Genomic DNA, 25,274 nt, shown 5'->3' with positions numbered 1-25,274 from the left:
GCCATGACGCTGACCGAACTGCGTTACATCGTGGCGGTGGCGCGCGAGCGCCACTTCGGCCGCGCGGCCCAGAGCTGCTATGTCAGCCAGCCGACGCTGTCGATCGCCATCAAGAAGCTGGAGGACGAACTGGGTATCACCCTGTTCGAACGCGGCGGCCCCGAGGTGGCGGTGACCGATATCGGCGAGCGCGTGATCGAGCAGGCTCAGCGCGTGCTGGAAGAGGCGGAAACGGTGAAGCGACTGGCCGGTGAACACCAGAACGAGCTGGTGGGGCCGCTCAAGCTGGGGGTGATCTTCACCATCAGCCCTTACCTGCTGCCCAAGCTGATCCCGGCGCTGCGCATCCTGGCCCCGGACATGCCGCTGATTCTCGAGGAGAACTACACGGCGCGTCTGGCCGAGATGCTCAAGCGCGGCGAAGTCGACGCCATCATCGTGGCCGACCCGTTTGAGGAGCCCGGCACGGTGGCCTACCCGCTCTACGACGAGCCGTTCGTGGTGGCCACGCCGAAGGGGCACCCATGGGAGAAACAGCCGATGGTGCGCCCCAGCCAGTTGGCCGAAGAAAGCGTGTTGCTGCTCAACCAGGGCAACTGCTTCCGCGACCAGGTACTGCAGTCGTGCAGCGAGCTGGCCACGCGCCAGCACCAGTCCGGCAGCCTGGCCAGCACCCTGCAGGGCAGCTCGCTCAACACCATCCGCCACATGGTGGCGAGCGGCATAGGGGTGACGGTGTTACCGGCCACCTCGGTCAGCCCGGCCGACGATGCCCTGCTGTCGGTGGTGCCGTTCAGCCAGCCGGCGCCGCAGCGGCGCGTGATGCTGGTGACGCGCAAGCAGTACTTCCGCCGCAAGGCGGTCACCACGCTGCAGCAGGCGGTGTTCCGTTCCGGCCTGCCGGGCGTCACCATGCTGGAAGAAGACGCGCAACCGGCCTGAACGACGACCCGCAGAGACGAAAAAGCCTGACCGGAATGCCCTGTCAGGCTTTTTGCTTTTCCATCGCGCGAGGAAGGACGGCGGCTTGCCCCCTTCCCCTGCCCTGGCTTGTCTCGCCGGCGTCAACCCGCGCGGATCAGGCTGGCCAGACGCGCGATGCCTTCTTCAATGCGCTCCGGGGTGGCATGGCTGAAGTTGAGCCGCAGATGACCGATGCCGGTGTCCGGATCGGCGTAGAACGCCTCGCCCGGCATGAAGGCGACGTTGTGCTGTTCCAGCGCCGGCTTGAGGAAGGTGCGAGTGTCGCGCTTGTTCTTCAACGTCAGCCAGAAGAACAGGCCCCCTTGCGGCACCTGCCAGTCGGCCAGATCGGCGAAGTGGCGCTCCAGTGCTGCTTGCATCGCATCACGGCCGACCTTGTAGTTCTGCTGCAGACGCTTGAGATGAGCGGGGTAATCACCGCTCTTCAGCCACTGTGCGATGAACCACTGGCCCAGACGGTTGGAATGCAGATCGACCGCCTGTTTCAGCTTGAGCAGATGCGGCATCAGTTCCTTGGACGCGATCAGGTAGCCAATGCGCAGGCCCGGCGCCAGCGTCTTGGAGAACGAACCGCAGTAGATCCACGGCGCGCTCTTCAAGTGCGTGACCAGCGGAGCCGGTGCGTCGCCGTCGTAGGACAGCGCGCGGTAGGGATCGTCCTCGATCACCGGCAGGTGGGCGTCGTCCAGCACGCGCGCCAGCGCCTGGCGCGTCTCGACGCTGTAGCAGGCACCGGACGGGTTCTGGAAGGTGGGAATCAGGTAGGCGAGCTTGGCCTTGCTCTCGGCGATGGCGGCCTGCAGCGTGGCGGCCGGCAACTGGCCGTCCTGCTGCTCCACGGTGTGGAACTGGGCACCGAACAGGCGGAATACCTGCAGCGCGGCGAGGTAGGTCGGGCCTTCGGTGATCACCGGGGTGCCCGGGTCGACGAACAGCTTGGCGGCGAGGTCGAGCGCCTGCTGCGAGCCGGACAGCACCAGCACCTGCGACGCGTCGCAGCTCAGACCGATGCGCGCCACGTCCTTGGCAATCTGCTCGCGCAGCTCCGGTTCGCCCTCGCTGGTGCCGTATTGGGCCAGCGACGGCGGCACGTCGGGAAAGTCCAGCGCCGGCAGGCAGGTGGACGCCGGCAGGCCGCCGGCGAAGGAAATCACCTCGGGGCGCTGGGCGGCGGCGAGGATTTCGCGGATCAGCGAGCCGCTGAGTCGTTCGATGCGTTCAGAAAACATGCTACCCTCGTAGTGGCTGGACTTATAAATGTCAATTTTTTTGACCCAATTTACGCCTGCACCAGGCCCTCGTCAACATGCCCGACACGCCCGTTTCTCCCGACCTGCGCGCCTCGATGGAGGCCTTCTTCCATGCCTATATGGCGTTCACCGCCAAACCCGACGAGATGCTGGCGCGGCGCGGCCTGGCGCGGGTGCACCACCGTATCCTGTTCTTCGTGGCGCACACGCCGGGGCTGAGCGTCAAGGCGCTGCTGGCGGCGCTGGGCGTGACCAAGCAGGCGATCAACATCCCGCTGCGCCAGCTGATGGAGATGGGGCTGGTGGAAGCGCGTGCCGCGGAGCACGACAAGCGGGTGAAGGAGCTAACGCTGACGGCAGAGGGGCGCAAGCTGGAAGAGTCGCTATACCGCGAGCAGGCGAAGCTGCTGCTGACGGCGTTTGCCGGCACCGGCAAGGACGCCCACCAGGGCTGGCTCGACGTCAACCTGCTCCTGGCGAGCCACGCCAAGTAGCACACACCGCGCGGCGGGAGCGGCCGGCCGGGCGTCGCGCGCCCTCCCCACGCGGCAGCCGGCCAGGACGGCCGGCGACATACGGCGGCCGGCTTTCTCAGGCACGCGAACGGCGCGCCTGTCCCCGGATCATCGTCAGCACCATGTGGCGGCGATAACACAGCAGGTAGGCGATGTGCAGACCCGCCAACAGCAGGGTGAGGTTGGCCGAAGCCTCGTGCACCTCCTTGGCGCTATCGCTCGCCTCGCCTTCCTCACCATCCGCACTCGCCATGGCGGCGTCAGCCGTCTGCGCCGCAGGCAGCCCCAGCACCCGGGCGTTGTCGACCATCATCAGGCCCGATCCCCCGGTCAGCACGGCGCCACTCAACAGCAGCACCGTCAAGAGCTTGCCCAGCAACGGGACACCTCGCGCCTGCCACTGGCCGGCGGTCGGCAGCAACGGCGGAAAGCCGCGGATTTTCGAGAGATGGGCCAGCAAGCGCAGCAGCAGCACCGCGATCAGACCGTAACCCAGCCAGACGTGCAGCAAGCCACCGTCGTCGCCGCTCAGGTAGCCGAACAGGAAGAAGGCCGCGACCAGCCAGTGCAACAAGCGCAAACGATTGAAGGGATTCATGATGCTTCTCCGCCATGTGACCCTGATACGCTAAGGCGGAACGCTTAAGTCGACATTAACCATTGAATCGACAGGGTTTTAAGCGCAACTTAATGCTCCGCGCCTAGGCTGGAAGCTCTTCCTGCTTGCCGGAGTCTGCCCATGTCCCGTCTCTTCCTGCTGTTGCTGGCCGCCAGCCTCGCCCCCCTGGCCCAGGCCGCCTCCTCTCCTGCCGAGCTATTGCAGGGCTACGCCGCGGAAGCGCGCCAGGCCGCGCCGGGGTTCAGCGGCTTTTCCGCCGAACGCGGCAAGGAACTCTACTTCCGCCGCAACACCAAGGATGGCAAGGCGATCAGCTGCGCCAGCTGCCACTCGGACGACCCGCGCCGCAGCGGCATGACGCCGAGCTTCCGCAAGATCGGGCCGATGGCCAGCGCGGTCAATCCGGAGCGCTTCCGCGACCCGGCCAAGGTGGAAAAATGGTTCCGCCGCAACTGCGACGACGTGCTGTCGCGCGCCTGCACCCCGCTGGAAAAGGGCGACTTTCTCACCTTCCTGACTACCCTGCGCTAGGAGACGAACATGCGCTATCTTGCTTCCCTCATTGCCGCTTCCCTGCTGCTGACCGGCATAACCCACGCCGAGGAACATGAAGGACGCCGTCTGGCCATGCCGGCCAAGGTCAACGCGGCGTGGAAAACCGAGTGCGGCAGCTGCCATATGGCCTACCCGCCGGGCTTGCTGCCCGGCCGCTCGTGGAATGCCCTGATGGACAATCTGTCGCACCATTTCGGCAGCAACGCCTCGCTCGACAAGGGCAGCGAGGCGGAAATCCGCCAGTTTCTGCTGTATGCCTCGAGCGACCGCGACACCCGGCCGGCCAAGGCCGCGCCGGGCGAGCGCATCGTCACCCGCATCACCGACACCGCGCGCTTTGCCGACTGGCACGAGGAAGTGCGGGCGGACGTGTTCCGGCGCCAATCGGTGGGCAGCGCGGCCAACTGCATGGCGTGTCATCGCGGCGCGGAACAGGGCAACTTCGACGAGCATCAGGTGCGCATTCCGCGCTGAAGCCGGGCTCGCAGCAGGCAGCCATGCGTCCGGGAAGCGTGTGGCTGTTTTTTTGCGGTATCCTCCTGCCAACGACATACCCGTGGGTTTAGCCATTTCTCATGCACTATCAGGAATCTCATGAAGCCGGCGATGCCGGCGCCCGCAACCAGGCCGTCCAGCGCAGCACCTGGGTCAGCGTGGGTGTCAACCTGCTGCTGACGCTGGCCCAGCTCGCGGCCGGCCTGTTCGCCCATTCCTCGGCGCTGGTGGCCGATGCCATGCACTCGCTGTCGGACCTGCTGGCGGACTTCGTGGTGCTGCTCGCCAACCACCACAGCGCCAAGCCGGAGGACGAGGACCATCACTATGGCCATCGCCGCTACGAGAACGCCGCCTCGCTGGTGCTGGGCGTGCTGCTGCTGGCGGTCGGGCTCGGCATGCTGTGGAACGCCGCCGGCAAGTTCCTCGACCCCCACGCCCTGCCGCAGGTCAAGCCGCTGGCGCTGTACGTGGCGCTGGGCAGCCTGTTGGCCAAGGAGCTGCTGTTCCGTTACATGCTGGCGATCGCCAAGCGCGTCGGCTCCAGCCTGCTCATCGCCAACGCCTGGCACGCCCGTTCCGACGCCGCCTCGTCGCTGGTGGTGGCGGTGGGCATCATCGGCAACATGGCGGGCTGGACCTTCCTCGACCCGCTGGCGGCGGCACTGGTGGGCTTCATGATCAGCCGCACCGGCTGGGAGTTCAGCAGCGAGGCGTTCGGCGACCTCACCGACCGCGCGGTGTCGGCCGAGGAACAGCAGGCGATCCGCGCCGAGATCGCCACCGTGCCAGGGGTGGTGGAAGTCCACGACATGCGCATGCGACGCATGGGCGACCTGGCCCTGGTGGACGTGCACATCGTGGTGCCGCCCAGCATCAGCGTGTCGGAGGGCCACCAGATCGCGGCGCTGGCGCGCCAGCGCGTGCTGGCGGCGCACCCGGTGCTTAACGTCACGGTGCACGTCGACTCCGACCTGAGCCACGCCCCGGTGCGTTACGAGCTGCCGATGCGCCCGGAGCTGGAAGCGCGCCTGAACCGCGCCCTGGGGCGCCCGCTGCTCGACAGCGAGACGCTGCAATTGCACTACGCGCCGGACGGCATCCATGCCGTGCTGCTGCTGCCGGCCGCCGACAGCGCGGCCCTGCCGGCCTTGCAGGCCGCGCTGGCGGCGGAGGCGGACATCGTCGCCACCCGCGTCTACCTGCGCCCAGCCGCCTGAGCCGTGCCGCAAAAGCGCTTCGGCCAACCTGACAAGGTTGGCCGAAGCGGTGATACGGGGTTGCCCGCGCTCAGTCGATGCGCTCGTAGCGCACTTCCAGCACCTCGATGGTTTCCTCCCCGTCCGGACCGCGAAACACCACTTCGTCGCCTTCGCGCGCCTTGATCAGGCAGCGCGCGATGGGCGAAATCCAGCTGATGTGGCCGCGCGGCAGATCGATTTCGTCGACGCCGACGATACGCAGCAGTTGCTCCGAACCATCGCCACGCAGGATCAGCACGGTGGCGCTGAAGAAGATCTGGTCGGTCGCCTCGCGCGTTTCCGGGTCCACCACTTCGGCGATTTCCAGGCGCTTGGTGAGAAAGCGGATGCGCCGGTCGATCTCGCGGAGGCGGCGCTTGCCGTAGAGATAATCGCCGTTCTCCGAGCGGTCGCCGTTGCTGGCGGCCCAGTTCACCACGTTGACCATCTCCGGCCGCTCGCGGTGCACCAGGTGGTAGAGCTCGTTCTTCAGCCGCTGCCAGCCTTGCGGCGTCAGGTAGTTCTTGGTCGCCGCCGGCAGACGCTGTTCTGGCGGCAGGTCGTCATCGTGCTCGCCGTCGTCTTCCTTGGTAAACGCCTTGCTCATGCCGTAGGGTCTTTCCTGATTCGATGGGTGCAACGGAGGCAATAAAAAACCTCCAACACCCAACGATAGGGCCTTGGAGGCGGGCTTTCAAGTCATACTAGTGGCTCATTGGCGAAACCGGAGCGGGAGGGAGAAATCGTCGTGAGCAACCCCAGGCCGGTTCGAGAAGCACAGCCGTACAGATGGTACGGCGAGCATCACAGGGCCGGGATGGGGATGCGCAGCAGATTTATGCCCCCGCTCTTAGCGGGATTTGGCGCGGCCGGTCACCGTCAGGTCCGACCACTTCATCACCGCCGCCACTTCGGCCGAGTTGAGCTCGTAGAACTGGCCGCGCTTGAGGCGGGCCGGCAGGCCGATGTTGCCGAAGCGCACGCGGATCAGGCGGCTCACGGTGAGGCCGAAGTGTTCGAATATGCGGCGTACTTCGCGGTTGCGGCCTTCCTTGATCACCACGCGGTACCAGTGGTTGACGCCCTCGCCGCCCTGCTCGACGATGCGCTGGAAATGCGCCGGGCCGTCTTCCAGCTCGATGCCGCGCGTCATTTCCTTCATCTGTTCCGGCTCGAGCTGACCCAGTACGCGCACCGCGTACTCGCGCTCGGCTTCGAAGCTCGGGTGCATCAGGCGGTTGGCCAGTTCACCACTGGTGGTGACGATCAGCAGACCGCTGGTATTGACGTCCAGACGCCCAACCGCCACCCAGCGGCTGCTCTTGGCCTGCGGCAGACGGTCGAAGATGGTGACGCGGCCTTCCGGGTCGTCGCGGGTGACCAGCTCGCCTTCCTGCTTGTGGTACAGGATCACGCGCGGCAGGCGGTCCGGCCACTTCAGGCGGATCGGGTTACCCTTGGCGGTGACGCGGTCCTGCGGGCCGACGCGGTCGCCCAGCGTGGCTTTCTTGCCGTTGACCAGGATCAGCCCGGCCTCGATCCACTCTTCCATCTCGCGGCGCGAGCCGACGCCGGACGCCGCCAGCGCCTTCTGCAGGCGCACCGGCTCGATCTGTTCCATGTCGACGCGGGTGTCGCGCAGGCGCTGGGCGCGGTCGAGGATCTGCTGGTTGGGGTCGCGCACGCGCAGCTTCTTGGCGCGCTCGACCTTGGGGGCGCGCTTGTCCTGCTGGCGAGACGCCGGCTGACGCTCTTCGTTCCAGTCGCGGCGCGGCTCGCCCTGGCCGGCCTGCCCCATGGCCGGCTGACGCTCGTCGCGGCCGGCGTTGCGGTCACGCTGGCCGAAGCCCTGCTTACCCTGTTGACCCTGACCGCCACGGCCGAAGGACGGCTGACGCTCGTCGCGGCCGGCGTTGCGGTCGCGCTGGCCGAAGCCCGGCTTGCCCTGTTGGCCCTGACCGTCACGGCCGAAGGACGGCTGACGCTCGTCGCGGCCGGCGTTGCGGTCGCGCTGGCCGAAGCCCTGCTTGCCTTCCTGCCGCTCGTCGCGGCCGAAGCCCTGCTGGCCGCGCTCGTCGCGACGGCCGAACGGCGCCTGCCCCGGCGGCGTGCGGTCACGCTGGCCGAAGCCGGGTTTGCTGCGACCCTGACCCTCCCGGGCTTGGGGCGCCTTGCCGGATGCCGGAGCACCGACGGCTTTGATCAGCGAAGAGCCTCCCGGCTTGCCGCTTCTCGATTGACCGAAACCGCCACGATCCGGCGCCGGCTGGCGCGGTTGCGAGGTTTCACGGCCTTTGACACGCGCCACCGGCTGGCGGGCGTGATTACGCTGTCCTTTAGACATCATCGTTCCTGTTCAATTACGTTGTCCGCCTCGTCGTCGAGGGGCACCGCGTCGGCTTCGCCGACGCTATCAGGCTGGACTTCCGGCAACACCAGCGTGCCAAGATCGGCCAGCGGCGGCAGATCGCGCAACGACACCAGTCCCAGATCATCGAGGAACTTGTGCGTCGTGGCGTACAGCCCCGGCCGGCCGGGCACGTCCTTGTGCCCGATCACCTCCACCCAGCCGCGCTCCAGCAGCGTCTGCATCACGCTGGTGGACACCGAGACGCCGCGGATGGCTTCGATGTCGCCGCGCGTCACCGGCTGGCGGTAGGCGACAATGGCCAGCGTCTCCATCACCGCGCGCGAGTAGCGCGGCGGCTTTTCCGGGGTGAGCCGCGCCAGGTACGGCGTGAACTCGGCCCGGGCGCGGAAGCGCCAGCCGGAAGCGAGCTTGACCAGCTCGATCCCGCGTCCCCGCCAGTCCTGCTGGATCTCCGCCAGGAGATCGTTGATCAGTGCCGCCTTGACGTCTTCGGTGAACAGCTTTTTCAGGGCTGATACCGAGAGCGCTTCGGCCGACGTCAACAACGCCGTCTCGAGCACGATCTTCAGGTACTTCAGGTCGGTAATGGTGGACATGAATCAGTGTAGTCCAGAGGGTAAAACGCGGGAAGGTGCGGATTTTACACGGTTTTTTGACAAAAAGATAACCGCTATGACAATGTGGGCCGTTAGACAAGCGCCAGCCGCACGTAGATGGGCTGGTAGGCGGCATCCTGGCTGACCTTGACCAGCCCTTCCTTGACCAGCTCCAGCACCGCGATGAAGTTGACCACCAGGTGCGGCACGCCCAGGGCCAGGTCGAACAGCTCCTCGAACGCCACGTACTCGCGCCCTTCCAGGTAGCGCAGGATCCAGGTCATCTGCGCGCGTACCGACAGCTCGTCCTTCTCCACCTTGTGGTGGCGCGTGTTCCGCGCACGCGACAGGATGGCGAGCCAGGCCTGGCGCAGGTCGACCGCGCACACCTCGGGCAGGCGCTCTTCGGCCACCTGCTCGATCAGCACCGCGAGCCAGGCGAAGTCGCGGTCGGCCTGCGGCATCTTGTCGAGCTCCAGCGCGGCGAGCTTCATCTGCTCGTATTCCAGCAGCCGTCGCACCAGCTCGGCGCGCGGGTCGTCCGGCTCGCCCTCCTCGTCCCTGGGCGGACGCGGCAGCAGCAGGCGCGACTTGATCTCGATCAGCAGCGCCGCCATCAACAGGTACTCGGCCGCCAGCTCGAACTGCTCGCGCCGCATGGCGTCGATGTAGGCCATGTACTGCGCGGTGATCGGCGCCATCGGGATGTCGAGCACGTTGAGGTTCTGCTTGCGGATCAGGTAGAGCAGCAGATCGAGCGGACCCTCGAAGCTCTCCAGGATCACCTGCAAGGCATCGGGCGGGATGAACAGGTCCTGCGGCACTTCCAGCACCGGCTGGCCGAAGACGTGGGCGATCGGCATGCCGGACGGCAGGTCGGGCGCGGTGAGCTCGAACGCGGATGCGCCGTCAGCGGCAGGGGTATCGTTCGGCGTGCGGACGTCCATGGTTACCTAGCGAGGACAGATAAAAAGGGCGAGGAGTCCCCCGCCCTTGCCTGATTATTTCGGCCAACAGGCTATAGCTTAGAGCCTGTTTCAGTAGCCCAGCCCCATCGCTTCCCGCACCTCGCGCATGGTGTCCTGGGCGATCTTGCCGGCACGGGCGCAGCCGTCGGCGACGATGTCCTTCACCAGCTGGGGGTTGTCGAGGTACTGCTGGGCGCGCTCGAACATCGGCTGCTGCTCCTTCAGCACGCCCTCGATCACCGGCTGCTTGCACTCCAGGCAGCCGATACCGGCGCTGGTACAGCCGGCTTGCACCCACTCGCGCGTGGCGCTGTCGGTGTAGACCTGGTGCAGCTGCCACACCGGGCACTTGGCCGGGTCGCCCGCGTCGGTGCGGCGCACGCGCGCCGGGTCGGTCGGCATGGCGCGGATCTTCTTGCTGACCGCGGCCGGCTCTTCGCGCATGGTGATGGTGTTGCCGTAGGACTTGGACATCTTCTGGCCGTCGAGCCCCGGCATCTTGGAGGCTTCGGTCAGCAGCGCTTCCGCTTCCGGCAGGATGATCTTGCCCTTGTTCTCGAGGTAGCCCAAGAGGCGCTCACCGTCGACGGCGCCCAGGTTCTGGCTGGCGCCGAGCAGCTCGCGCGCCTTCAACAGCGCTTCGCCGTCGCCGTCCTGCAGGTAGCGCACGCGCAGCTGCTCGAACTCCTTGCCGGACTTGCCCATCTTCTTCACGGCGGCCTTGGCCAGTTCCTCGAAGTTGGGCTCGCGGCCGTAGAGGTGGTTGAAGCGGCGCGCCACTTCGCGTGTCAGTTCGATGTGCGGCACCTGGTCTTCGCCCACCGGCACGCGGCCGGCCTTGTAGATCAGGATGTCGGCGGCCTGCAGCAGCGGGTAGCCGAGGAAGCCGTAGGTGGTCAGGTCCTTGTGGCTCAGCTTGTCGATCTGGTCCTTGTAGGTCGGCACGCGCTCGAGCCAGCCCAGTGGGGTGACCATGGACAGCGCCAGGTGCAGTTCGGCGTGCTGCGGCACCTTGGACTGGATGAAGATGGTGGCCTTCTCCGGGTCGACGCCGGCGGCCAGCCAGTCGATCACCATGTCCCAGATGCTCTTCTCGATGATGCCGACTTCGTCGTAATTGGTGGTCAGCGCATGCCAGTCGGCCACCATGAACAGGCACTCGTGCTCGTTCTGCAGCGAGGTCCAGTTCTTGATCACGCCATGGTAATGGCCGAGGTGCAGCTTGCCGGTGGGGCGCATGCCGGAGAGAACGCGGTCTGCGAACATGGTCGTCATTCCAGATATTTAGGGTTGGGGGGCGTGCCGCAGCGCGCCCCCGGAAGGAGTCGGTGCCGGCCGTGATCGGCGAATGATCGCGGCCGCTTCGGCGTGATTTTGCCAGCAAAGCCTTACAGAAGCACGCCCAGCAGCGAGTACATCAGGTTGATGAAGGGCCGCAGGATCGGCGACAGCAGACCGGAGAACACCAGCGCCAGCAGGATCCACAGGCCGTAGGGTTCAAGGCGCGCGTACTTCCACGCCATGCCGGGCGGCAGCAGGCTCTCGAAGATGCGCCCGCCGTCGAGCGGCAGGATCGGCAGCAGGTTGAGCACCATCAGCACGATGTTGATCTGGATGCCGACCTGGCTCATCAGCGCCAGGGGCTCGCTGAAATAGCTGTCGACGTTCAGCGCGAGCTTGAACAGCAGCGCCCACATCAGCGCCATGCCCAGATTGGCCAGCGGGCCGGCGGCCGCCACCCAGCGCGTGCCGACGCGGCGGTTCTTCAGCGCGCCGAAGTTGACCGGCACCGGCTTGGCCCAGCCGAACAGCACGCCGCCGATGACCAGCCCCAGCAGCGGCAGCAGCACCGTGCCGACCGGGTCGATGTGCTTCAGGGGGTTGAGCGTCATGCGCCCCATCATGTAGGCGGTGTTGTCGCCGAAGCGCCGCGCCATGTAGGCGTGCGCCGCTTCGTGCAGGGTGATGGCCAGCAGCACCGGCAGGGCGTAGATGGCGATTTTCTGGATGAGGTTGTAGGAATCCATGGTGTTAAAAGGAGGTCCTTCTCGCGAAGAGGGATTGATGAGTGAGAGTAGCGCCCCCCCCTTTCGTTCCGGCCGTCAGGTTGGCCGAAGCCTCGGGGGGCGTGAAAAACATCCCCGCGCTCAGAAGCCGAACAGCGCCGGGTCGCCCTTGCCGCGGCGCACCAGCTCGGCGCCCTCGGTGAGGTCGATCACCGTGGTGGGCTCGGTGCCGCACCAGCCGCCGTCGATCACCAGGTCGACCTGACGCTCCATCCGCTCACGGATTTCATCAGGATCGGTGAGCGCCTCGCTATCGCCAGGCAAGGACAGGGTACAGGACAGGATGGGCTCGCCCAGCTCGGCCAGCAGCGCCAGCGCCACCGGGTGCTCCGGCACCCTGAGACCGATGGTGGCGCGCTTGGGGTGCAGCGTGCGGCGCGGCACTTCCTTGGTGGCCTGCAGGATGAAGGTGTAGCTGCCCGGCGTGGCGGCCTTGAGCTGACGGAACTGGCTGTTGTCGACGCGAGCGTAGTTGGACAGCTCGGAGAGGTCGGCGCAGACCAGCGTCAGGTGGTGCTTGAGGTCGAGCTGGCGGATGTCGAGGATGCGCTCCATCGCCGCCTTGTCGCCCAGCAGGCAGCCGAGCGCGTAACAGGAATCGGTGGGGTAGACGATCACCCCGCCCGCCCGCAGGATCTTCACCGCCTCGCGGATCAGGCGGGCTTGCGGGTTGTCGGGGTGGATCACGAAGAACTGGGCCATGAGGTTTCCGGTTGGGTCGGGTTCAGGCGAGCACGCGGCCGTTTTCCAGCAGGCGTTGCCACACCGGCCGGCAGATCGGCGGCAGATCGTCGGTGCGGCCGACATCGCGGCCGCCCTCGCCGGGGGCGTGGAAATCGCTGCCGGCACTCGCCAGGAGGTCGTAGCGCTGGGCGATCAGGGCGTACTTGTGCAGATCGTCCAGGCTGTGGCTGCCGCTGGCGACCTCGATCGCTTCGCCGCCGGCATCCTTGAAGTCGAAGATCAGCCGCTCGGTCAGGGTGCGCCCCATGTCGTAGCGGCCGGGGTGGGCGATCACCGCGATGCCGCCCGCGCTGCAGATCCAGCCCACTGCGTCGGCCAGGCTCGCCCACTCGTGCGGCACGTAGCCCGGCTTACCCGGGGTCAGGTACTTGCGGAACACGCTGCGCACGTCCTTGACGTGGCCGCTGCTGACCAGGTAGCGCGCCACGTGGGTGCGGCCGATCATCTCCAGGTTGTCGCACAACGCCGAGGCCCCCTCGAAGGCGCCCTCGATGCCGACCCTGGCCAGCGACTCGGCCATGGCGCGGGCGCGGTTGATGCGCCCGTCGCGGATGCCCTGCAGCCCGGCGGCCAGGGCGTCGTGGTCCGGGTCGATGCCGAGACCGACGATATGCACGGTGTGCTTGCCCCAGCTGACCGAGATTTCCACGCCGTTGAGAAAGGCCACACCGCAGTCGCGCGCGGTGGCGGCGGCTTCGGCCAGTCCGGCGGTGCAGTCGTGGTCGGTCAGCGCCAACAAGGTGGCGCCGCGCTCGGCACCTCGGCGGATCACCTCGGCCGGCGACAGCGCGCCGTCGGAGAACAACGAGTGGAAATGCAGATCGATGTCGGCCATGTCAGGCTCCGTCGCCGCCGGCCTGGCGCGCCGCTTCGCGCACCTGCCATTCGGCCAGTTTGCGGCGGTAGTCGTTCAGCTCGGTGGTGTAGGTGTCCCACACGCACGGCTCGCAGCCGCTGCCGCAGCACATATCGTCGCTCGGTTCGATGGGCGCCTCCGGCATCGGATCGAACACGTCGTCGTCAGGCATCGGCGGCCTCCACGCGCAGCGTGAAGCCGTCGCCGCTGACGACCTGGCCGGGACGGATCTTGCAGGTCTTGCGCAGCTCGATCTGGCCGTCCACCGACACCAGCCCTTCGGCAATCATGTGCTTGGCCGCGCCGCCGCTATGGGCCACGGCACAGGCCTTGAGCAGGTCGCACAGGGCGATGTATTCACCACGCAATGAGAAGGTTTCGTTCATTTTTTCACATTCGATAGGGACAGGGCTGTGAGCCAGCTGTGGATAGGTGACGCAAGCCCTTCATCGGACAGTCCTTTTTTGGACTGCCCATTTTTTAATCAAGTTTCCAACTCTATCCACGACCGTCCGGGACAGCCTTGTGAGCGAACTGTGGATAGCTTCGCTAAGATGCTGGCCGGCAAGGGGATTTTTCGATCAGCTTAAATTTTAAGCAATCCAGCCTGGCGAATCGCCGTCAGCGCCGCCTCAAGCCGGGCCGTCCCCTGCCCGCGAACCGGCCGGGGCTCCACGCCGGCTCGTTCCAGCGCCGCGCGGTACAGGCCCCACAGCCAGTCGCGCTGATCCGGGTGGCTGCGCAGCGGGTCGGGCTGCCACGGCAGGTCGGGACAGGCCAGCAGCGTCAGCGCGTAATCCCGCGGGCGGTTGAGCGCCGCGAGTTCGGGCGCCGCGCGGCCAAATGCCACCTCGGCCCAGATCACGCAGGTCAGCGCCGTGCTGTCGCACACCAGCACCTCGGCGTGGCGTGCCGCTTCGGCCTCGCGCGCCAGCTGGCCGCGCGCGATGGCCAGCACGTCATGCGGCGTCGGCGCGTAAACACGCTCGGCGTAATAGTCGCGGGCGTATTCCGCCACGCAGCATGCCGCCACACCGGCCCCGTTCAGGCTCGCCGTCAGCGCCTGCGCCAGCGTGCTCTTGCCGCAGGACTCGGGGCCGACGATGGCCAGACGCAAGGGAGGCGGAGGGTATGCCGTCATAATAGAGCGGGCTAAACGGCCATTATACGGCGGCTTGGGGATAATCCGGAAATTCTCACAGGCTGCGGGGACAGCGCTGTGGGCGAGCTGTGGACAAGCGGGCTAAGCCCATGACGGGGAACGCTTTTGCATGGGCTGATCATTTTTTAGTCAATCCTGCCGGTTCAGGGGCGGCAGAAGGCCCCCGGCGAGCCCCGCCAGCACAGGGCCCGATCCCCTGTCGCTGGCGTTGCCACGGCGCCCTGGCGGCCGGTCGGTGCCCGTCGCCGTGCCGTCCCCACCGCCGCAAGAGCCGGGCCGGCGCCGAGGGGATCTTCGCACTCCGGGGTGCTCGCACCGTTCCGGCCGGCGCCCGCAACGATTCGCCAACGGGCACGATACGGCGCTCTCGCCCCAAGAAAAAAGGCGCGGACTTGCGCGCCTTTTTTCGCCGGCTCCTTCGGTGTCAGCCCGGCTGCACGCTCATCTCGCCCGCCAGCGCGCACTGCATCGCCGCACGCCGCTGTTCCGGCGACAGCGCCTGCGAGCACAACACGGTCAGCTTGGCGACGGCGGCTTCCGGCGTCAGGTCGGCCCCGGCCACGGCACCGGCCCGCGCCAACGGTTGGCTGGCGGCGTAGGCCCCCACTTCGACCGCGCCGTGCACCACCTGGCTGATGTTGACGACCACCGTCCCTGCCGCCGAGGCTTGGGCCACGCCGGCGAGCAGCGCGGCATCGGCCGGGGCGTTGCCGTTGCCATAGCTCATCAGCACCGCGCCATCGAGCCGGGCTTCGGCCAACGTTTGCCCGATCAGCGCGGTGCCGACGCCCGGGGTCAGGAACAACGCCGCCACGCGGACGTCTTCGCGCAGCGTGACCGGCGTGAATGCGCCCTGCTGCGCCCGCCAGTGCTGGCGCTGCCAGTCGGCCTTGATGCCGAAGCGCGCCAGCGGCGGCGCGTTGGGCGAATCGAAACCGGCAAAGCTGGCGGCGTCGAGCTTGCGCGCGCGACAGCCCCGCAGCAGCAGGCGGTCGAAGGCGATGGCCACTTCGCACAGGTCGGGCTGGCAGGCGGCTTCCAGCGCGTCGGCCAGGTTGCTCCAGCCGTCCGAACGCGGGTGCACCAGCGGCAGCTGCGAGCCGGTCACCACCACCGGCTTGCCCAGACCTTGCAAGGCGAAGGCCAGCACCGACGCGGTGTAGGCCATGGTGTCGGTGCCGTGGATCACCACGAAGCCGTCGTAGGCGTCGTAACGGTCGGCGATATCGCCGATGATGCGGTTCCAGTGCGCCGGCGTGATCGCCGACGAATCGATCAGTTCGGGGTATTCCACCACGTCGAAGGCGAGCTCGGCGCTGTGGAAACGTTCCAGCAGGCGCGGCAGCAGGCCGGGCACCGGCGCCAGGCCGTCCGGGGTGTGGTCCATGCCGATGGTGCCGCCGGTATACAGCACGAGCAGGCGTCGAGTCATTGCGCGTCTCCTGAGGCGCGGGGGGGCGCGCGCGGCCGCGACGACGGGCCGCGCGGGTCGTGAAAAAGAAGACGGCCATGATATACAGTCGACAATGAAAAGGCACCCCTGGCGCCACGCCGGGGTTCAGGCGAGCCCCGGTGGATCCAAGTGGCCGGAAACAGGAAGGAGGCGGTATCCGCCGGAGGACGGCAAGGCCGCCCCCCGCGTCACGCCCGTGGCACTACCAGTAGAACGACAGGCTGGTGGCGCCGCCGCCCAGCCGTACCTTGCGGTTCTGCGCCTGCTCCTGGTAGCGGGCGCTGACCTGATACTGGCCACGGGGCAGCTTGGCGTAGAGCAGCGGCCCGTCCGCGACGGTATCGAGCACGGTGTCGCCGTGGGCGTTCTTGACCACCACCGCGACCGACGACAGGTACTCGCCGCTGCCCTTGGCGGCAAACAGCAGTTGCAGGTTGTAGTCGCGGCGCGCCTCGTGCATCGCCGCCAGTTCGTCGTCGCCGATGCCGCCGCTGACGAAGCTCACCTCGCCCTGGGTCTGCACCTTGGGCAGGGCCGTCGTGTCGGCCCAGGCCGGAGCGCTGCCCAGCCAGGCCATCACCACCACCGCCAGTACGCTTTTCTGCCTGTTCGTCATGATTTGTTTCTCCTATGGCAGTTGAACACAAACGGCCCGCCAGCCCCGGACAGGGAAACTACACTCAATACAAGCGCATCCGGCGGCAAGACCGCGTCGGTCACCACACGCACCTACGAACCGCTTAGTCGCCGGCAGCGGCGTCATGGTTCCCCTGGTGCGCCGTCCGCCCGCGCCACGCGCCCGTCGGGCCCCTATCCGCCAACCCCAGCGAGGAACGCACCATGTCGCGGCAAACGCCCCTCGAACGCTATCGCAACATCGGCATCAGCGCCCACATCGACGCCGGCAAGACCACCACCACCGAGCGCATCCTGTTCTACACCGGGGTCAGCCACAAGATGGGCGAAGTGCATGAAGGCGCGGCGGTGATGGACTGGATGGCGCAGGAGCAGGAGCGCGGCATCACCATCACCTCGGCCGCCACCACCTGCTTCTGGAAGGGCATGGCCGGGCAGTACCCGCAGCACCGCATCAACATCATCGACACCCCGGGCCACGTCGACTTCACCATCGAGGTGGAGCGCTCGCTGCGCGTGCTGGACGGGGCGGTGATGCTGTACGACGCGGTGGGCGGGGTGCAGCCGCAGTCCGAGACGGTGTGGCGCCAGGCCAACAAGTACCACGTGCCGCGCCTGGCCTTTGTCAACAAGATGGACCGCGTCGGTGCCGACTTCTTCCGCGTGCAGCGCCAGATCCGCGAACGCCTGAACGGGCGCGCCGTGCCGATCCAGCTGCCGTTCGGCAGCGAAGACGCCTTCCACGGCGTGATCGACCTGGTGAAGATGCGCCTCATCGTCTGGGACGACGCCAGCCAGGGGGTGAAATTCGACGAGCGCGGGATTCCGCCGGAGCTGCGCGCCGAGGCCGAGCGCTGGCGCGACAAGATGATCGAGGCCGCCGCCGAAGCCAGCGAGGAGCTCACCAACCGCTACCTCGAGCGCGGCACGTTGGCCGAAGACGAGATCCGCCAGGGGCTGCGCCACCTCACCATCCGCGGCGAGATCGTGCCGCTGCTGTGCGGCTCGGCGTTCAAGAACCGCGGCGTGCAGGCGCTGCTCGACGCCGTGATCGACTACCTGCCCTCCCCCCTCGACATTCCGCCGGTGAGCGGCATCGACGCCAGGGAACAGCCGGTGACGCGCCACGCCCGCGACGACGAGCCCTTCGCCGCGCTCGCCTTCAAGATCATGACCGACCCCTACGTCGGCCAGCTCACCTTCCTGCGCGTCTATTCCGGCCTGCTGCGCTCCGGCGACAGCGTCTACAACCTGGCGCGCGACAAGAAGGAACGCATCGGCCGGCTGCTGCAGATGCACGCCAACCACCGCGAGGAGGTGAAGGAGGTGATGGCCGGCGACATCGTCGCCGCGGTCGGCCTCAAGGAAGTCACCACCGGCGACACGCTGTCGAGCCCGGACGCCGTGGTCGCGCTGGAGCGCATCGTGTTTCCCGAACCGGTCATCGCCCAGGCGGTGGAACCCAAGACCAAGGCCGACCAGGAGAAGATGGCGCTGGCGCTGCAGCGGCTTGCTCAGGAAGACCCCTCGTTCCACGTCTACAGCGACGAGGAATCGGGCCAGACCATCATCTCCGGCATGGGCGAGCTGCACCTGGAAATCCTGGTCGACCGCCTGCGCCGCGAGTTCGGCGTCAGCGCCAGCGTCGGCCAGCCGCAGGTGGCGTATCGCGAGACCATCGCCCGCGCCAGCCCCGAGGTCGAGGGCAAGTTCATCCGCCAGTCCGGTGGCCACGGCCAGTACGGCCACGTGGTGCTGAAGCTGGAGCCGCGCCCGCGCGGCGCCGGCTTCGAGTTCGTCGACGCCATCAAGGGCGGGGTGATCCCGCGCGAATTCATCCCGGCGGTGCAGAAAGGCATCGTCGAGGCGCTGGGCAACGGCGTGCTGGCCGGCTACCCGGTGGTCGACGTCAAGGCGTCGTTGGTGTTCGGCTCCTACCACGACGTCGATTCCAGCGAGAACGCCTTCAAGATCGCCGCCGCCCAGGCCCTGCGCGACGGCCTGCGCCAGGCCGGGCCGGAGCTGCTGGAACCGGTAATGGCGGTGGACGTGGAAACCCCGGAGGAGAAAATGGGGGACGTCATGGGCGACCTCACCGGCCGGCGCGGCGTGATCCAGGGCATGGACGACCTGCCCGGCGGTAGCGGCAAGAGCATCCGCGCCGAGGTGCCGCTCGCGGAGATGTTTGGCTACTCCACCGCGCTGCGCTCGCTGACCCAGGGCCGCGCCACCTACAGCATGGAGTTCCACCACTACGCCCCGGTGCCGGCAGCGCTGCAGCAGGCGCTGGTGAGCGGCATGGGGCGGACGCTGCCGGGACGCGGCTGAGAGGCCGTCGCCGGCGCGGCCTCACTCCTCGCCGGTCACGCCGAACTCGATCGGGGTCTTGATGTAGAAGATGCGCAGGTTTTCTTCGCGCAGCCGGGCGAAGAAACAGTCGGCCTCTTCCGCCGTCACCGCCATGGTGATCTCCAGTGGCTGGTCGGCCAGTTCGAAGAAGCGCGACGAGTGCAGCCGCCGGGCGTGGCCGAAGCCCTCCGCCGCGGACAGCAGGGTGGCACCCCGGATACCGAGGTGACGGGCCTCGTCGAGCAGCCACTGCGCCAGTGCGCGGCGGCCATGCAGACGGTCTTGCACGGTAAAGAATGACAACTGGTAGCCGATCATCACCGTTCCTCCTTTTGCTGTGGCCGATCGGCCAGACAAACGGCAACCCGCCGGCCTTGGCCGGCGGCCCCTACGAGTATAGGCCGCACGTCAAATCCTTACCGGAGGCAATGGCGGCGCCCCATCGTCATTGCCCAAGTCATGCGCCTTCCTGGCAATGGCGGATTCCGTTTCTTACTCTTAATAGCATCACCGACGCCATCCCGGCGGGCCCGCTCGCAAAGATGCCGGCAGCCGAACGTGCCCGCCGGGAACGCGCAACACCGAATAACCATCGTCCATCCAAGGGGAACACCATGTCATCTCGTACCACGCTGCGCCGCTGCGCCGCCCTCGCCCTGGCGGGCATGCTCTGGTCGGCTCACGGCCAGGCCGCGGAAGGGCTGCGCGTCGGCTCCAAGATCGATACCGAAGGCTCGCTGCTGGGCAACCTCATCCTGCAGACGCTCGAGGCCCACGGCATCAAGACGGTCAACCGCCTGCAACTGGGCAACACCAAGGTGATCCGCGAGGCCATCACCTCGGGCGAGGTGGACATCTACCCCGAGTACACCGGCAACGGCGCCTTCTTCTTCAGCGACGAAAAGAATCCGGTGTGGAAAAACGCCAAGGCCGGCTACGAGCGGGTCAAGGCGCTGGATTTCGAGAAGAACCGCATCGTCTGGCTGACGCCGTCGCCGGCCAACAACACCTGGGCCATCGCCATCCGCAAGGACGTCGCCAGCGCCAACAAGCTCAAGACCCTGGCTGACCTGGGACAATGGATCAGCAAGGGCGGCAACTTCAAGCTCGCGGCCTCGGCCGAATTCATCGAACGGCCCGACGCCCTGCCCGCCTTCGAGCAGGCCTACGGCTTCAAGCTGAAGCAGGACCAGTTGCTGACCCTGGCCGGCGGCGACACCTCGGTCACCATCAAGGCGGCGGCGGAAAAGACCTCGGGGGTGAACGCCGCCATGGCCTACGGCACCGACGGCCCGGTCGCCGCACTCGGCCTGGTGACGCTGGACGACGTGCGCGGGGTGCAGCCGATCTACGCCCCCACCCCGATCATCCGCAGCGAAGCTCTGGGCAAGTACCCCAAGGTGCGTGAGCTGCTCAAGCCGGTGTTCCTGTCGCTCGACGGCGCGACGCTGCAGAAGCTCAACGGCCAGATCGCCATCGAGGGGCAGGATGCGCGCAAGGTGGCCGCCAGCTATCTCAAGAGCAAGGGATTCGTAAAATAAGCGCTCCTGTCATCCGGTGGCGACGCCTGCAGCACGCGAGCCTGGGTGCCACCCGCGCGGCGTTGACTCGTCCGCCAAGCGGGATAATAGGTCCGGGGCAAACCGGGATCCGGCATGACCGTCCGTAACCCCGTGCCGCTGCTGCTGGTCGGCCTGATGCTGCTCGCGGCCTGCACCCTGCCGCTGCTCAGCCACGCCCCCAACCGGCTGCTCAGCGGCCACGGCATCCTGCTCGCGACGCTGCTCCACGGCCCCCGCCTGCTGCTGTTGCTGCCCGCCTTGCCCCTGCTGGCGGCGCCGTGGCTGCCGCCCCGGCGCGGCTGCAGCGTACTGCTGGCTAGCGCCGCCAGCCTGTGGCTCGCCGCCCTCACCGCGCTGGCCGGCGTCGAGGCGGCCCGGCTCGCCGGCGGGGCCGACACGCTGGCGCGTACCTCGCTCGGCGGCGGCTACTGGGCCTTGTTCATCCTGGGCGCGCTGCTCGCCAACGACGCCTTGCGCCGTCTCGGCGGCGCCGGCGGCCGCCTGGCGCTGGTACAGCTCGCGTTCTACCTTCCGCTGCTGGCGCTGTTGCTGTCGGGCCGGCTGGAGGCGCTGTCGCTGCTCAAGGAATACGCCAATCACCGCGACAGCTTCGACGAAGCGCTGGGGCGCCATCTGCAGCTGGTGGGACTGACGCTGCTGCCGGCCGGGGTGGGCGGTGCGGCGCTGGGGCTGTGGGCATTCCGCCGGCCACGCGCCCGGGGCGTGTTGTTCGCCGCGCTCAACATCGTCCAGACCGTCCCCTCGCTCGCCCTGTTCGGGCTGTTGATCGCACCGCTCGCCGCGCTGGGCCGGCTGCTGCCCGGTTCGGGCCTGGCCGGCATCGGCTTGCCGCCGGCCTTGCTGGCGCTGACCCTGTACGGCTTGCTGCCGATGGCGCGCAGCACGCTGGCGGGGCTGCAGCAGATTCCGGACGGCGTGCTGGAGGCCGCGCGCGGCATGGGACTCAGTGCCGGGCAGCGCTGGCGGCGCGTCGAGCTGCCGCTGGCCCTGCCGGTGCTGATCTCCGGCCTGCGCGTGACCGCGATCCAGGCGGTGGGGCTGGCTCAGCTCGCCGCCCTGATCGGCGCCGGCGGTTTCGGCGCCATCATGTTCCAGGGCCTGTCGGGCAGCGCGCTCGACCTGGTGTTGCTGGGGGTGATCCCGGTGGTGGTGCTGGCGGTCGCCGTGGATGCGTTGTTCAAGCTGCTGCTGTCGCTGCTGGAGGTCGGCCCGCGATGATCGAGTTTGCCCAGGTGAGCAAGTCCTTCGACGGCCAGCGCGCGGTGGACGCGCTGGATCTGGTGATTCCGCAGGGGGAACTCGCCGTGCTGATCGGCACCTCGGGGTCGGGCAAGTCCACCACGCTGAAGATGATCAACCGCCTGGTGGAGTACGACAGCGGCACGCTGCGTTTCGCCGGCGAGGACGTGCGGCGCTTTCGCCCGGAAACCCTGCGCCGGCGCATGGGCTACGCCATTCAGTCGATCGGGCTGTTCCCGCACTGGACGGTGGAGCAGAACATCGCCACGGTGCCGCAATTGCTGAACTGGCCCAAGCCGCGCATCCGCAACCGCGTCACCGAGCTGCTGACCTTGCTGCACCTGGAGCCCGAGCAGTATCGCCGGCGCTTTCCGCACCAGCTGTCGGGCGGCCAGCAGCAGCGCGTCGGCGTGGCGCGCGCGCTCGCCGCCGACCCCGACGTGCTGTTGATGGACGAGCCGTTCGGCGCGCTCGACCCGGTGACGCGCGCCGCGCTGCAGGACGAACTGCGGCGCATCCACGCGCTGTCGGGCAAGACCATCGTGCTGGTGACCCACGACATCGACGAGGCGCTCGGTCTGGCGCAACGCATCGTGCTGCTGGAGCGGGGCCGCATCGTGCAGCAGGGCAGTCCGCTGGAACTGCTGACCCGCCCGGCCAGCGACGCGGTGCGCGACTTCATCGGCCGCAGCGACATCGGCATCAAGCTGTTGGCGCTGGAACGCGTGGCGGCACGCGCCCGGCCGGGCGAAGCGGCGACGGGCGATCCGATCGCGGCCGGGGCCACGCTGCGCGAGGCACTGTCCGCTTTCGTCACGCGCGGCGTGGAGCGGCTGCCGGTGATCGATGCGCAGGGGCGCCCGGCGGGCACCCTGCACTTTGCCGACCTGCTGCCGCCGGCACCATGAACAGACCGCCCCAAGGTTGGCCGAAGGCCCTGCGACGGTGGGCATGCACGCCGCTGTCGTGCAGCCTCGCCGCGCTGCTGGCGCTGACCCTGGGCATGCCGGCCTTGCGGCCGCTGTTCGCCGCGCTGTTTCCCGAACTGGACCGCCCCATCTACCAGCAAGACAGTTTTGCCGCGCTGGTGCTGGCCCACGTCTCGCTGGTGGCGGCGTCCAGCGCCGTCGCCATCGTGGCGGGGAGCGTGCTCGGCCTCGCGGTCTGCCGCCCCGCCGGCCGGGCGTTCCGGCCGCTGTTGGAATCGCTGCTGGCGATGAGCCAGTCTTTCCCGCCGGTCGCGGTGCTGGCGGTGGCGGCGCCGCTGATCGGCTTCGGCGAAGCGCCGGCGCTGATCGCCCTGGTGCTGTACGGCGTGCTGCCGATCGCCCAGGGCACCCTGGCCGGGCTCGACGCGGTGCCGGCGGCGACGCGCGAAGTGGCGCTAGGGCTGGGGTTCGCCCCCTGGCAGGCGCTGTGGCGGGTGGAGTTGCCGCTGGCCGCCCCGGTGATCCTGGCCGGCGTGCGCACCTCGGTGGTGATCAACATCGGCACCGCCACCATCGCCTCGACGGTGGGCGCCAAGACCCTGGGCTCGCCCATCATCGTCGGCCTGAGCGGCTTCAATACCGCCTACGTCATCCAGGGCGCGGTACTGGTGGCGCTGCTGGCCATCTGCTGCGACCAGCTGTTCGAGCGCCTGCAACGGCGGCTGAGCGCCTGGCAGCCGACGGAAGGCGCCGCGGCCGAGACCGCCCCGCCACCGAGCGCAGGACGCTGACACGACAGGAAAGCGCCGCGCCCCGCGCGATGGTCAACGCGCCGTCGTCCTCACCGGAGCAGCATCGAACCGCTGTCGCGCAAGCGGATATGCATCTCGTAGGCGCGCTCCAGCGCGTGCGGGGTCTGGCCGCCGTATTTCAGGGCGTCCTGGTAGTAGTCGCGCAGCAGGTCGCGGTAGGCCGGATGCGCGCAGTTTTCCACGATCAGCTTGACCCGTTCACGCGGCGCCAGCGTGCGCAGGTCGGCCAGTCCTTGTTCCGTGACGATCAGGTCGACGTCGTGCTCGTTGTGATCCACGTGCGGCACCATCGGCACGATGCTCGACACCTTGCCGCCCTTGGCCACCGACTTGGTGGCGAAAATCGCCAGGGAGGCGTTGCGCGCGAAATCGCCCGAGCCGCCGATGCCGTTCATCATGTGCGTGCCATAGACGTGGGTGGAGTTGACGTTGCCGTAGATGTCCGCCTCCAGCGCGGTGTTGAGCGCGATCAGCCCCAGGCGACGGATCACCTCGGGATGGTTGCTCACCTCCTGCGGCCGCAGCACCAGCTTGTCGCGGTAGCGCGCCAGGTTCTGGAACACCTGCTGCTGCATCGGCTGCGACACGGTAATGGACGAGCCGGAGGCAAAATCCATCTTGCCCGCGTCCATCAGTTCGAAGGTGGAATCCTGCAGCACCTCGGAATACATCGTCAGGTGCTCGAACGGCGACTGCAAAAAACCCTTCAGCACCGCGTTGGCGATGGTGCCGATGCCGGACTGGATCGCCGGCAGGCGCGCCGGCATCCGCCCGCGCTTGACCTCGTGCGTGAAAAACTCGATCAGGTGATTGGCGATGGCCTGGGTTTCCGCGTCGGCCGGCTGCACCGTGGAGGCGCTGTCCGGCGTGTCGGTGATGATGATGGCGGCGATTTTTTCCGGCGGAATCTTGACCGTGGTGCGTCCCACGCGGTCCGAGACGTTGACGATGGGCAGCGGTTCGCGGTGCGGACGATGACCCGGAATCCAGATGTCGTGCATGCCCTCGAATTCGACCGGCTGCGCCAGGTTGATCTCGACGATGACCTTGTCCGCCAGGATCGCGAAGCTCGCGGAGTTGCCGACCGAGGAGCTCGGCACGATGCTGCCGTCCTCGCTGATCGCCACCGCCTCGATCACCGCGACGTCGAGCCGGCCGAACTGCCCGGCGCGCAGGAACTCCACGGTCTCGGACAGGTGCTGGTCGACGAACATCACCTCGCCGCGATTGATGGCCGAACGCAACGTGGCGTCCACCTGGAACGGCAGCCGCCGCGCCAGCAGACCGGCCTCGGTGAGCGCCTTGTCCGAATCGTGTCCGAGCGAGGCGCCGGTGATCAGGGTGATCTTCATCGGCTGCTCCCGGGCCCGCTTGGCCAGGGCCACCGGCATGTCCTTGGCGTCGCCCGCGCGGGTGAACCCGCTCATGCCGACCACCATGCCATCCTGCACCAGCGTGGCGGCGTCGTCCGCGCTCATGACGCGATCCTTGAGCGCGCGCATACGAATACGGTCTTGATACATTCCTGCTGTCTCCTCATGGGCTGTGTTGCCGGCGCCCGCCCCACCCCGGGTCGTGGCGCCGATGCGCCGCGCGGCATCGCATGAAGTGTTGTTATGGCGAAGCCCGCGGCCAGACAGTCGCACGACGCCCACGGCGCCGGCATCGGCGCAGCCGGCCCAGGCGCCGGATGAGCTCCTTGCCCCACCGGCAGCGCCGTGCACCAGGCCGTGTGCGCCAACTGTCTGCAGAGCAGTGTAGCCATCCAGATCACACACATCCAATATATTGAAATTGCCATTTCCATATTTAAAATATATGGTTAACGCTGTAACCCGACCCGCCCAGCTC

Annotated in this window: 27 protein-coding genes; 10 read left to right on the top strand and 17 right to left on the bottom strand. The window is 67.7% G+C overall.

The features are described 5' to 3' along the window. Nucleotides 1-3 precede the first annotated feature (3 nt). Entirely contained in the window at nucleotides 4-942 is a 939-nt protein-coding gene (locus tag AC3WG5_RS16745) for a LysR substrate-binding domain-containing protein (protein ID WP_492569717.1), read from the top strand. A gap of 122 nt (nucleotides 943-1,064) precedes the next feature. Here AC3WG5_RS16745 and AC3WG5_RS16740 read toward each other — a convergent pair whose 3' ends face one another. Continuing rightward, on the bottom strand, nucleotides 1,065-2,213 hold the full coding sequence (locus AC3WG5_RS16740; protein ID WP_492569715.1) for an aminotransferase-like domain-containing protein: 1,149 nt from the start codon (nucleotides 2,211-2,213) through the stop codon (nucleotides 1,065-1,067). Between the two features lie 77 nt (nucleotides 2,214-2,290). Between AC3WG5_RS16740 and AC3WG5_RS16735 the strand changes: the two genes are divergently transcribed. Further along, a complete protein-coding gene (locus AC3WG5_RS16735) occupies nucleotides 2,291-2,728 on the top strand; it encodes a MarR family winged helix-turn-helix transcriptional regulator (protein ID WP_492569714.1) in 438 nt (145 codons plus the stop codon). Between the two features lie 97 nt (nucleotides 2,729-2,825). Here AC3WG5_RS16735 and AC3WG5_RS16730 read toward each other — a convergent pair whose 3' ends face one another. Then, the gene (locus AC3WG5_RS16730; protein WP_492569712.1) at nucleotides 2,826-3,347 is read right to left on the bottom strand and encodes a cytochrome b/b6 domain-containing protein; all 522 of its coding nucleotides are present in this window, start codon (nucleotides 3,345-3,347) and stop codon (nucleotides 2,826-2,828) included. Between the two features lie 141 nt (nucleotides 3,348-3,488). Between AC3WG5_RS16730 and AC3WG5_RS16725 the strand changes: the two genes are divergently transcribed. The 3 genes from AC3WG5_RS16725 (at nucleotide 3,489) to AC3WG5_RS16715 (ending at nucleotide 5,638) form a co-directional block, all read left to right on the top strand. Beyond that, on the top strand, nucleotides 3,489-3,899 hold the full coding sequence (locus AC3WG5_RS16725) for a DUF1924 domain-containing protein (RefSeq protein WP_482584221.1): 411 nt from the start codon (nucleotides 3,489-3,491) through the stop codon (nucleotides 3,897-3,899). Nucleotides 3,900-3,908: 9 nt separating this feature from the next. Further along, the gene (locus tag AC3WG5_RS16720; RefSeq protein ID WP_492569710.1) at nucleotides 3,909-4,397 is read left to right on the top strand and encodes a diheme cytochrome c; all 489 of its coding nucleotides are present in this window, start codon (nucleotides 3,909-3,911) and stop codon (nucleotides 4,395-4,397) included. A gap of 101 nt (nucleotides 4,398-4,498) precedes the next feature. Next, entirely contained in the window at nucleotides 4,499-5,638 is a 1,140-nt protein-coding gene (locus tag AC3WG5_RS16715) for a cation diffusion facilitator family transporter (protein WP_492569708.1), read from the top strand. A 70-nt stretch (nucleotides 5,639-5,708) separates the two neighbouring features. On the opposite strand, the gene greB is transcribed toward AC3WG5_RS16715, so the two are convergent. From greB to AC3WG5_RS16650, 13 genes are all read right to left on the bottom strand, one after another. Beyond that, complete coding sequence (gene greB / locus AC3WG5_RS16710) at nucleotides 5,709-6,266, bottom strand: transcription elongation factor GreB (protein ID WP_294865364.1); 558 nt, start codon at nucleotides 6,264-6,266, stop codon at nucleotides 5,709-5,711. 243 nt (nucleotides 6,267-6,509) lie between these two features. Next, a complete protein-coding gene (rluB, locus tag AC3WG5_RS16705; protein ID WP_294865529.1) occupies nucleotides 6,510-7,457 on the bottom strand; it encodes a 23S rRNA pseudouridine(2605) synthase RluB in 948 nt (315 codons plus the stop codon). 545 nt (nucleotides 7,458-8,002) lie between these two features. Further along, complete coding sequence (scpB, locus tag AC3WG5_RS16700; RefSeq protein ID WP_008954940.1) at nucleotides 8,003-8,626, bottom strand: SMC-Scp complex subunit ScpB; 624 nt, start codon at nucleotides 8,624-8,626, stop codon at nucleotides 8,003-8,005. 92 nt (nucleotides 8,627-8,718) lie between these two features. Then, nucleotides 8,719-9,573, bottom strand: coding sequence for a segregation and condensation protein A (locus tag AC3WG5_RS16695; RefSeq protein WP_014088201.1), 855 nt, complete (start codon nucleotides 9,571-9,573; stop codon nucleotides 8,719-8,721). Nucleotides 9,574-9,663: 90 nt separating this feature from the next. After that, complete coding sequence (locus AC3WG5_RS16690) at nucleotides 9,664-10,860, bottom strand: tryptophan--tRNA ligase (protein WP_492569706.1); 1,197 nt, start codon at nucleotides 10,858-10,860, stop codon at nucleotides 9,664-9,666. 122 nt (nucleotides 10,861-10,982) lie between these two features. Continuing rightward, nucleotides 10,983-11,621: a site-2 protease family protein gene (locus tag AC3WG5_RS16685; protein ID WP_008954937.1), complete on the bottom strand. Its 639-nt coding sequence runs from the start codon at nucleotides 11,619-11,621 to the stop codon at nucleotides 10,983-10,985. A 120-nt stretch (nucleotides 11,622-11,741) separates the two neighbouring features. Beyond that, nucleotides 11,742-12,362 carry an L-threonylcarbamoyladenylate synthase gene (locus AC3WG5_RS16680; protein WP_492569703.1) on the bottom strand — a complete coding sequence of 207 codons (621 nt, stop codon included), beginning with the start codon at nucleotides 12,360-12,362 and terminating at the stop codon, nucleotides 11,742-11,744. A 22-nt stretch (nucleotides 12,363-12,384) separates the two neighbouring features. Then, nucleotides 12,385-13,239 carry a 3',5'-nucleoside bisphosphate phosphatase gene (locus AC3WG5_RS16675; protein WP_492569701.1) on the bottom strand — a complete coding sequence of 285 codons (855 nt, stop codon included), beginning with the start codon at nucleotides 13,237-13,239 and terminating at the stop codon, nucleotides 12,385-12,387. Between the two features lies 1 nt (nucleotide 13,240). Then, nucleotides 13,241-13,432, bottom strand: a complete 192-nt coding sequence (locus tag AC3WG5_RS16670) for an oxidoreductase-like domain-containing protein (RefSeq protein WP_014088205.1) — start codon at nucleotides 13,430-13,432, stop codon at nucleotides 13,241-13,243. Then, the gene (locus AC3WG5_RS16665) at nucleotides 13,425-13,646 is read right to left on the bottom strand and encodes an RNA-binding S4 domain-containing protein (protein WP_008954933.1); all 222 of its coding nucleotides are present in this window, start codon (nucleotides 13,644-13,646) and stop codon (nucleotides 13,425-13,427) included. Before AC3WG5_RS16665 ends, AC3WG5_RS16670 begins: the two co-directional genes overlap by 8 nt. Nucleotides 13,647-13,846: 200 nt before the next feature. Continuing rightward, nucleotides 13,847-14,401, bottom strand: coding sequence for an AAA family ATPase (locus tag AC3WG5_RS16660; RefSeq protein WP_492569700.1), 555 nt, complete (start codon nucleotides 14,399-14,401; stop codon nucleotides 13,847-13,849). 445 nt (nucleotides 14,402-14,846) lie between these two features. After that, nucleotides 14,847-15,854 (bottom strand): asparaginase, encoded by a 1,008-nt coding sequence (locus tag AC3WG5_RS16655; RefSeq protein WP_492569699.1) that lies wholly within the window; start codon nucleotides 15,852-15,854, stop codon nucleotides 14,847-14,849. A gap of 223 nt (nucleotides 15,855-16,077) precedes the next feature. Further along, entirely contained in the window at nucleotides 16,078-16,491 is a 414-nt protein-coding gene (locus AC3WG5_RS16650) for a hypothetical protein (protein ID WP_492569698.1), read from the bottom strand. A 224-nt stretch (nucleotides 16,492-16,715) separates the two neighbouring features. On the opposite strand from AC3WG5_RS16650, the gene fusA reads away from it, so the two are divergent. Then, entirely contained in the window at nucleotides 16,716-18,839 is a 2,124-nt protein-coding gene (fusA, locus tag AC3WG5_RS16645; protein WP_492569697.1) for an elongation factor G, read from the top strand. A 21-nt stretch (nucleotides 18,840-18,860) separates the two neighbouring features. Here the strand turns inward: fusA and AC3WG5_RS16640 are convergent, their stop codons facing one another. Further along, nucleotides 18,861-19,178 (bottom strand): DUF190 domain-containing protein, encoded by a 318-nt coding sequence (locus AC3WG5_RS16640; protein WP_008954927.1) that lies wholly within the window; start codon nucleotides 19,176-19,178, stop codon nucleotides 18,861-18,863. Between the two features lie 296 nt (nucleotides 19,179-19,474). On the opposite strand from AC3WG5_RS16640, the gene osmF reads away from it, so the two are divergent. From osmF to AC3WG5_RS16620, 4 genes are all read left to right on the top strand, one after another. Beyond that, nucleotides 19,475-20,401, top strand: coding sequence for a glycine betaine ABC transporter substrate-binding protein OsmF (gene osmF / locus AC3WG5_RS16635; protein ID WP_008954926.1), 927 nt, complete (start codon nucleotides 19,475-19,477; stop codon nucleotides 20,399-20,401). 114 nt (nucleotides 20,402-20,515) lie between these two features. Next, nucleotides 20,516-21,661: an ABC transporter permease gene (locus AC3WG5_RS16630; protein ID WP_492569695.1), complete on the top strand. Its 1,146-nt coding sequence runs from the start codon at nucleotides 20,516-20,518 to the stop codon at nucleotides 21,659-21,661. Beyond that, nucleotides 21,658-22,590: an ABC transporter ATP-binding protein gene (locus tag AC3WG5_RS16625; protein WP_492569694.1), complete on the top strand. Its 933-nt coding sequence runs from the start codon at nucleotides 21,658-21,660 to the stop codon at nucleotides 22,588-22,590. Before AC3WG5_RS16630 ends, AC3WG5_RS16625 begins: the two co-directional genes overlap by 4 nt. Beyond that, on the top strand, nucleotides 22,587-23,402 hold the full coding sequence (locus AC3WG5_RS16620; protein WP_492569693.1) for an ABC transporter permease: 816 nt from the start codon (nucleotides 22,587-22,589) through the stop codon (nucleotides 23,400-23,402). Before AC3WG5_RS16625 ends, AC3WG5_RS16620 begins: the two co-directional genes overlap by 4 nt. 50 nt (nucleotides 23,403-23,452) lie before the next feature. Here AC3WG5_RS16620 and scpC read toward each other — a convergent pair whose 3' ends face one another. Then, complete coding sequence (gene scpC / locus AC3WG5_RS16615; RefSeq protein WP_492569692.1) at nucleotides 23,453-24,946, bottom strand: succinyl-CoA:acetate CoA-transferase ScpC; 1,494 nt, start codon at nucleotides 24,944-24,946, stop codon at nucleotides 23,453-23,455. Between the last annotated feature and the right edge of the window lie 328 nt (nucleotides 24,947-25,274).

This window comes from Pseudogulbenkiania sp. FW507-F1 (genome assembly GCF_058781125.1).
This window is presented reverse-complemented; position numbering and strand designations above follow the sequence as displayed.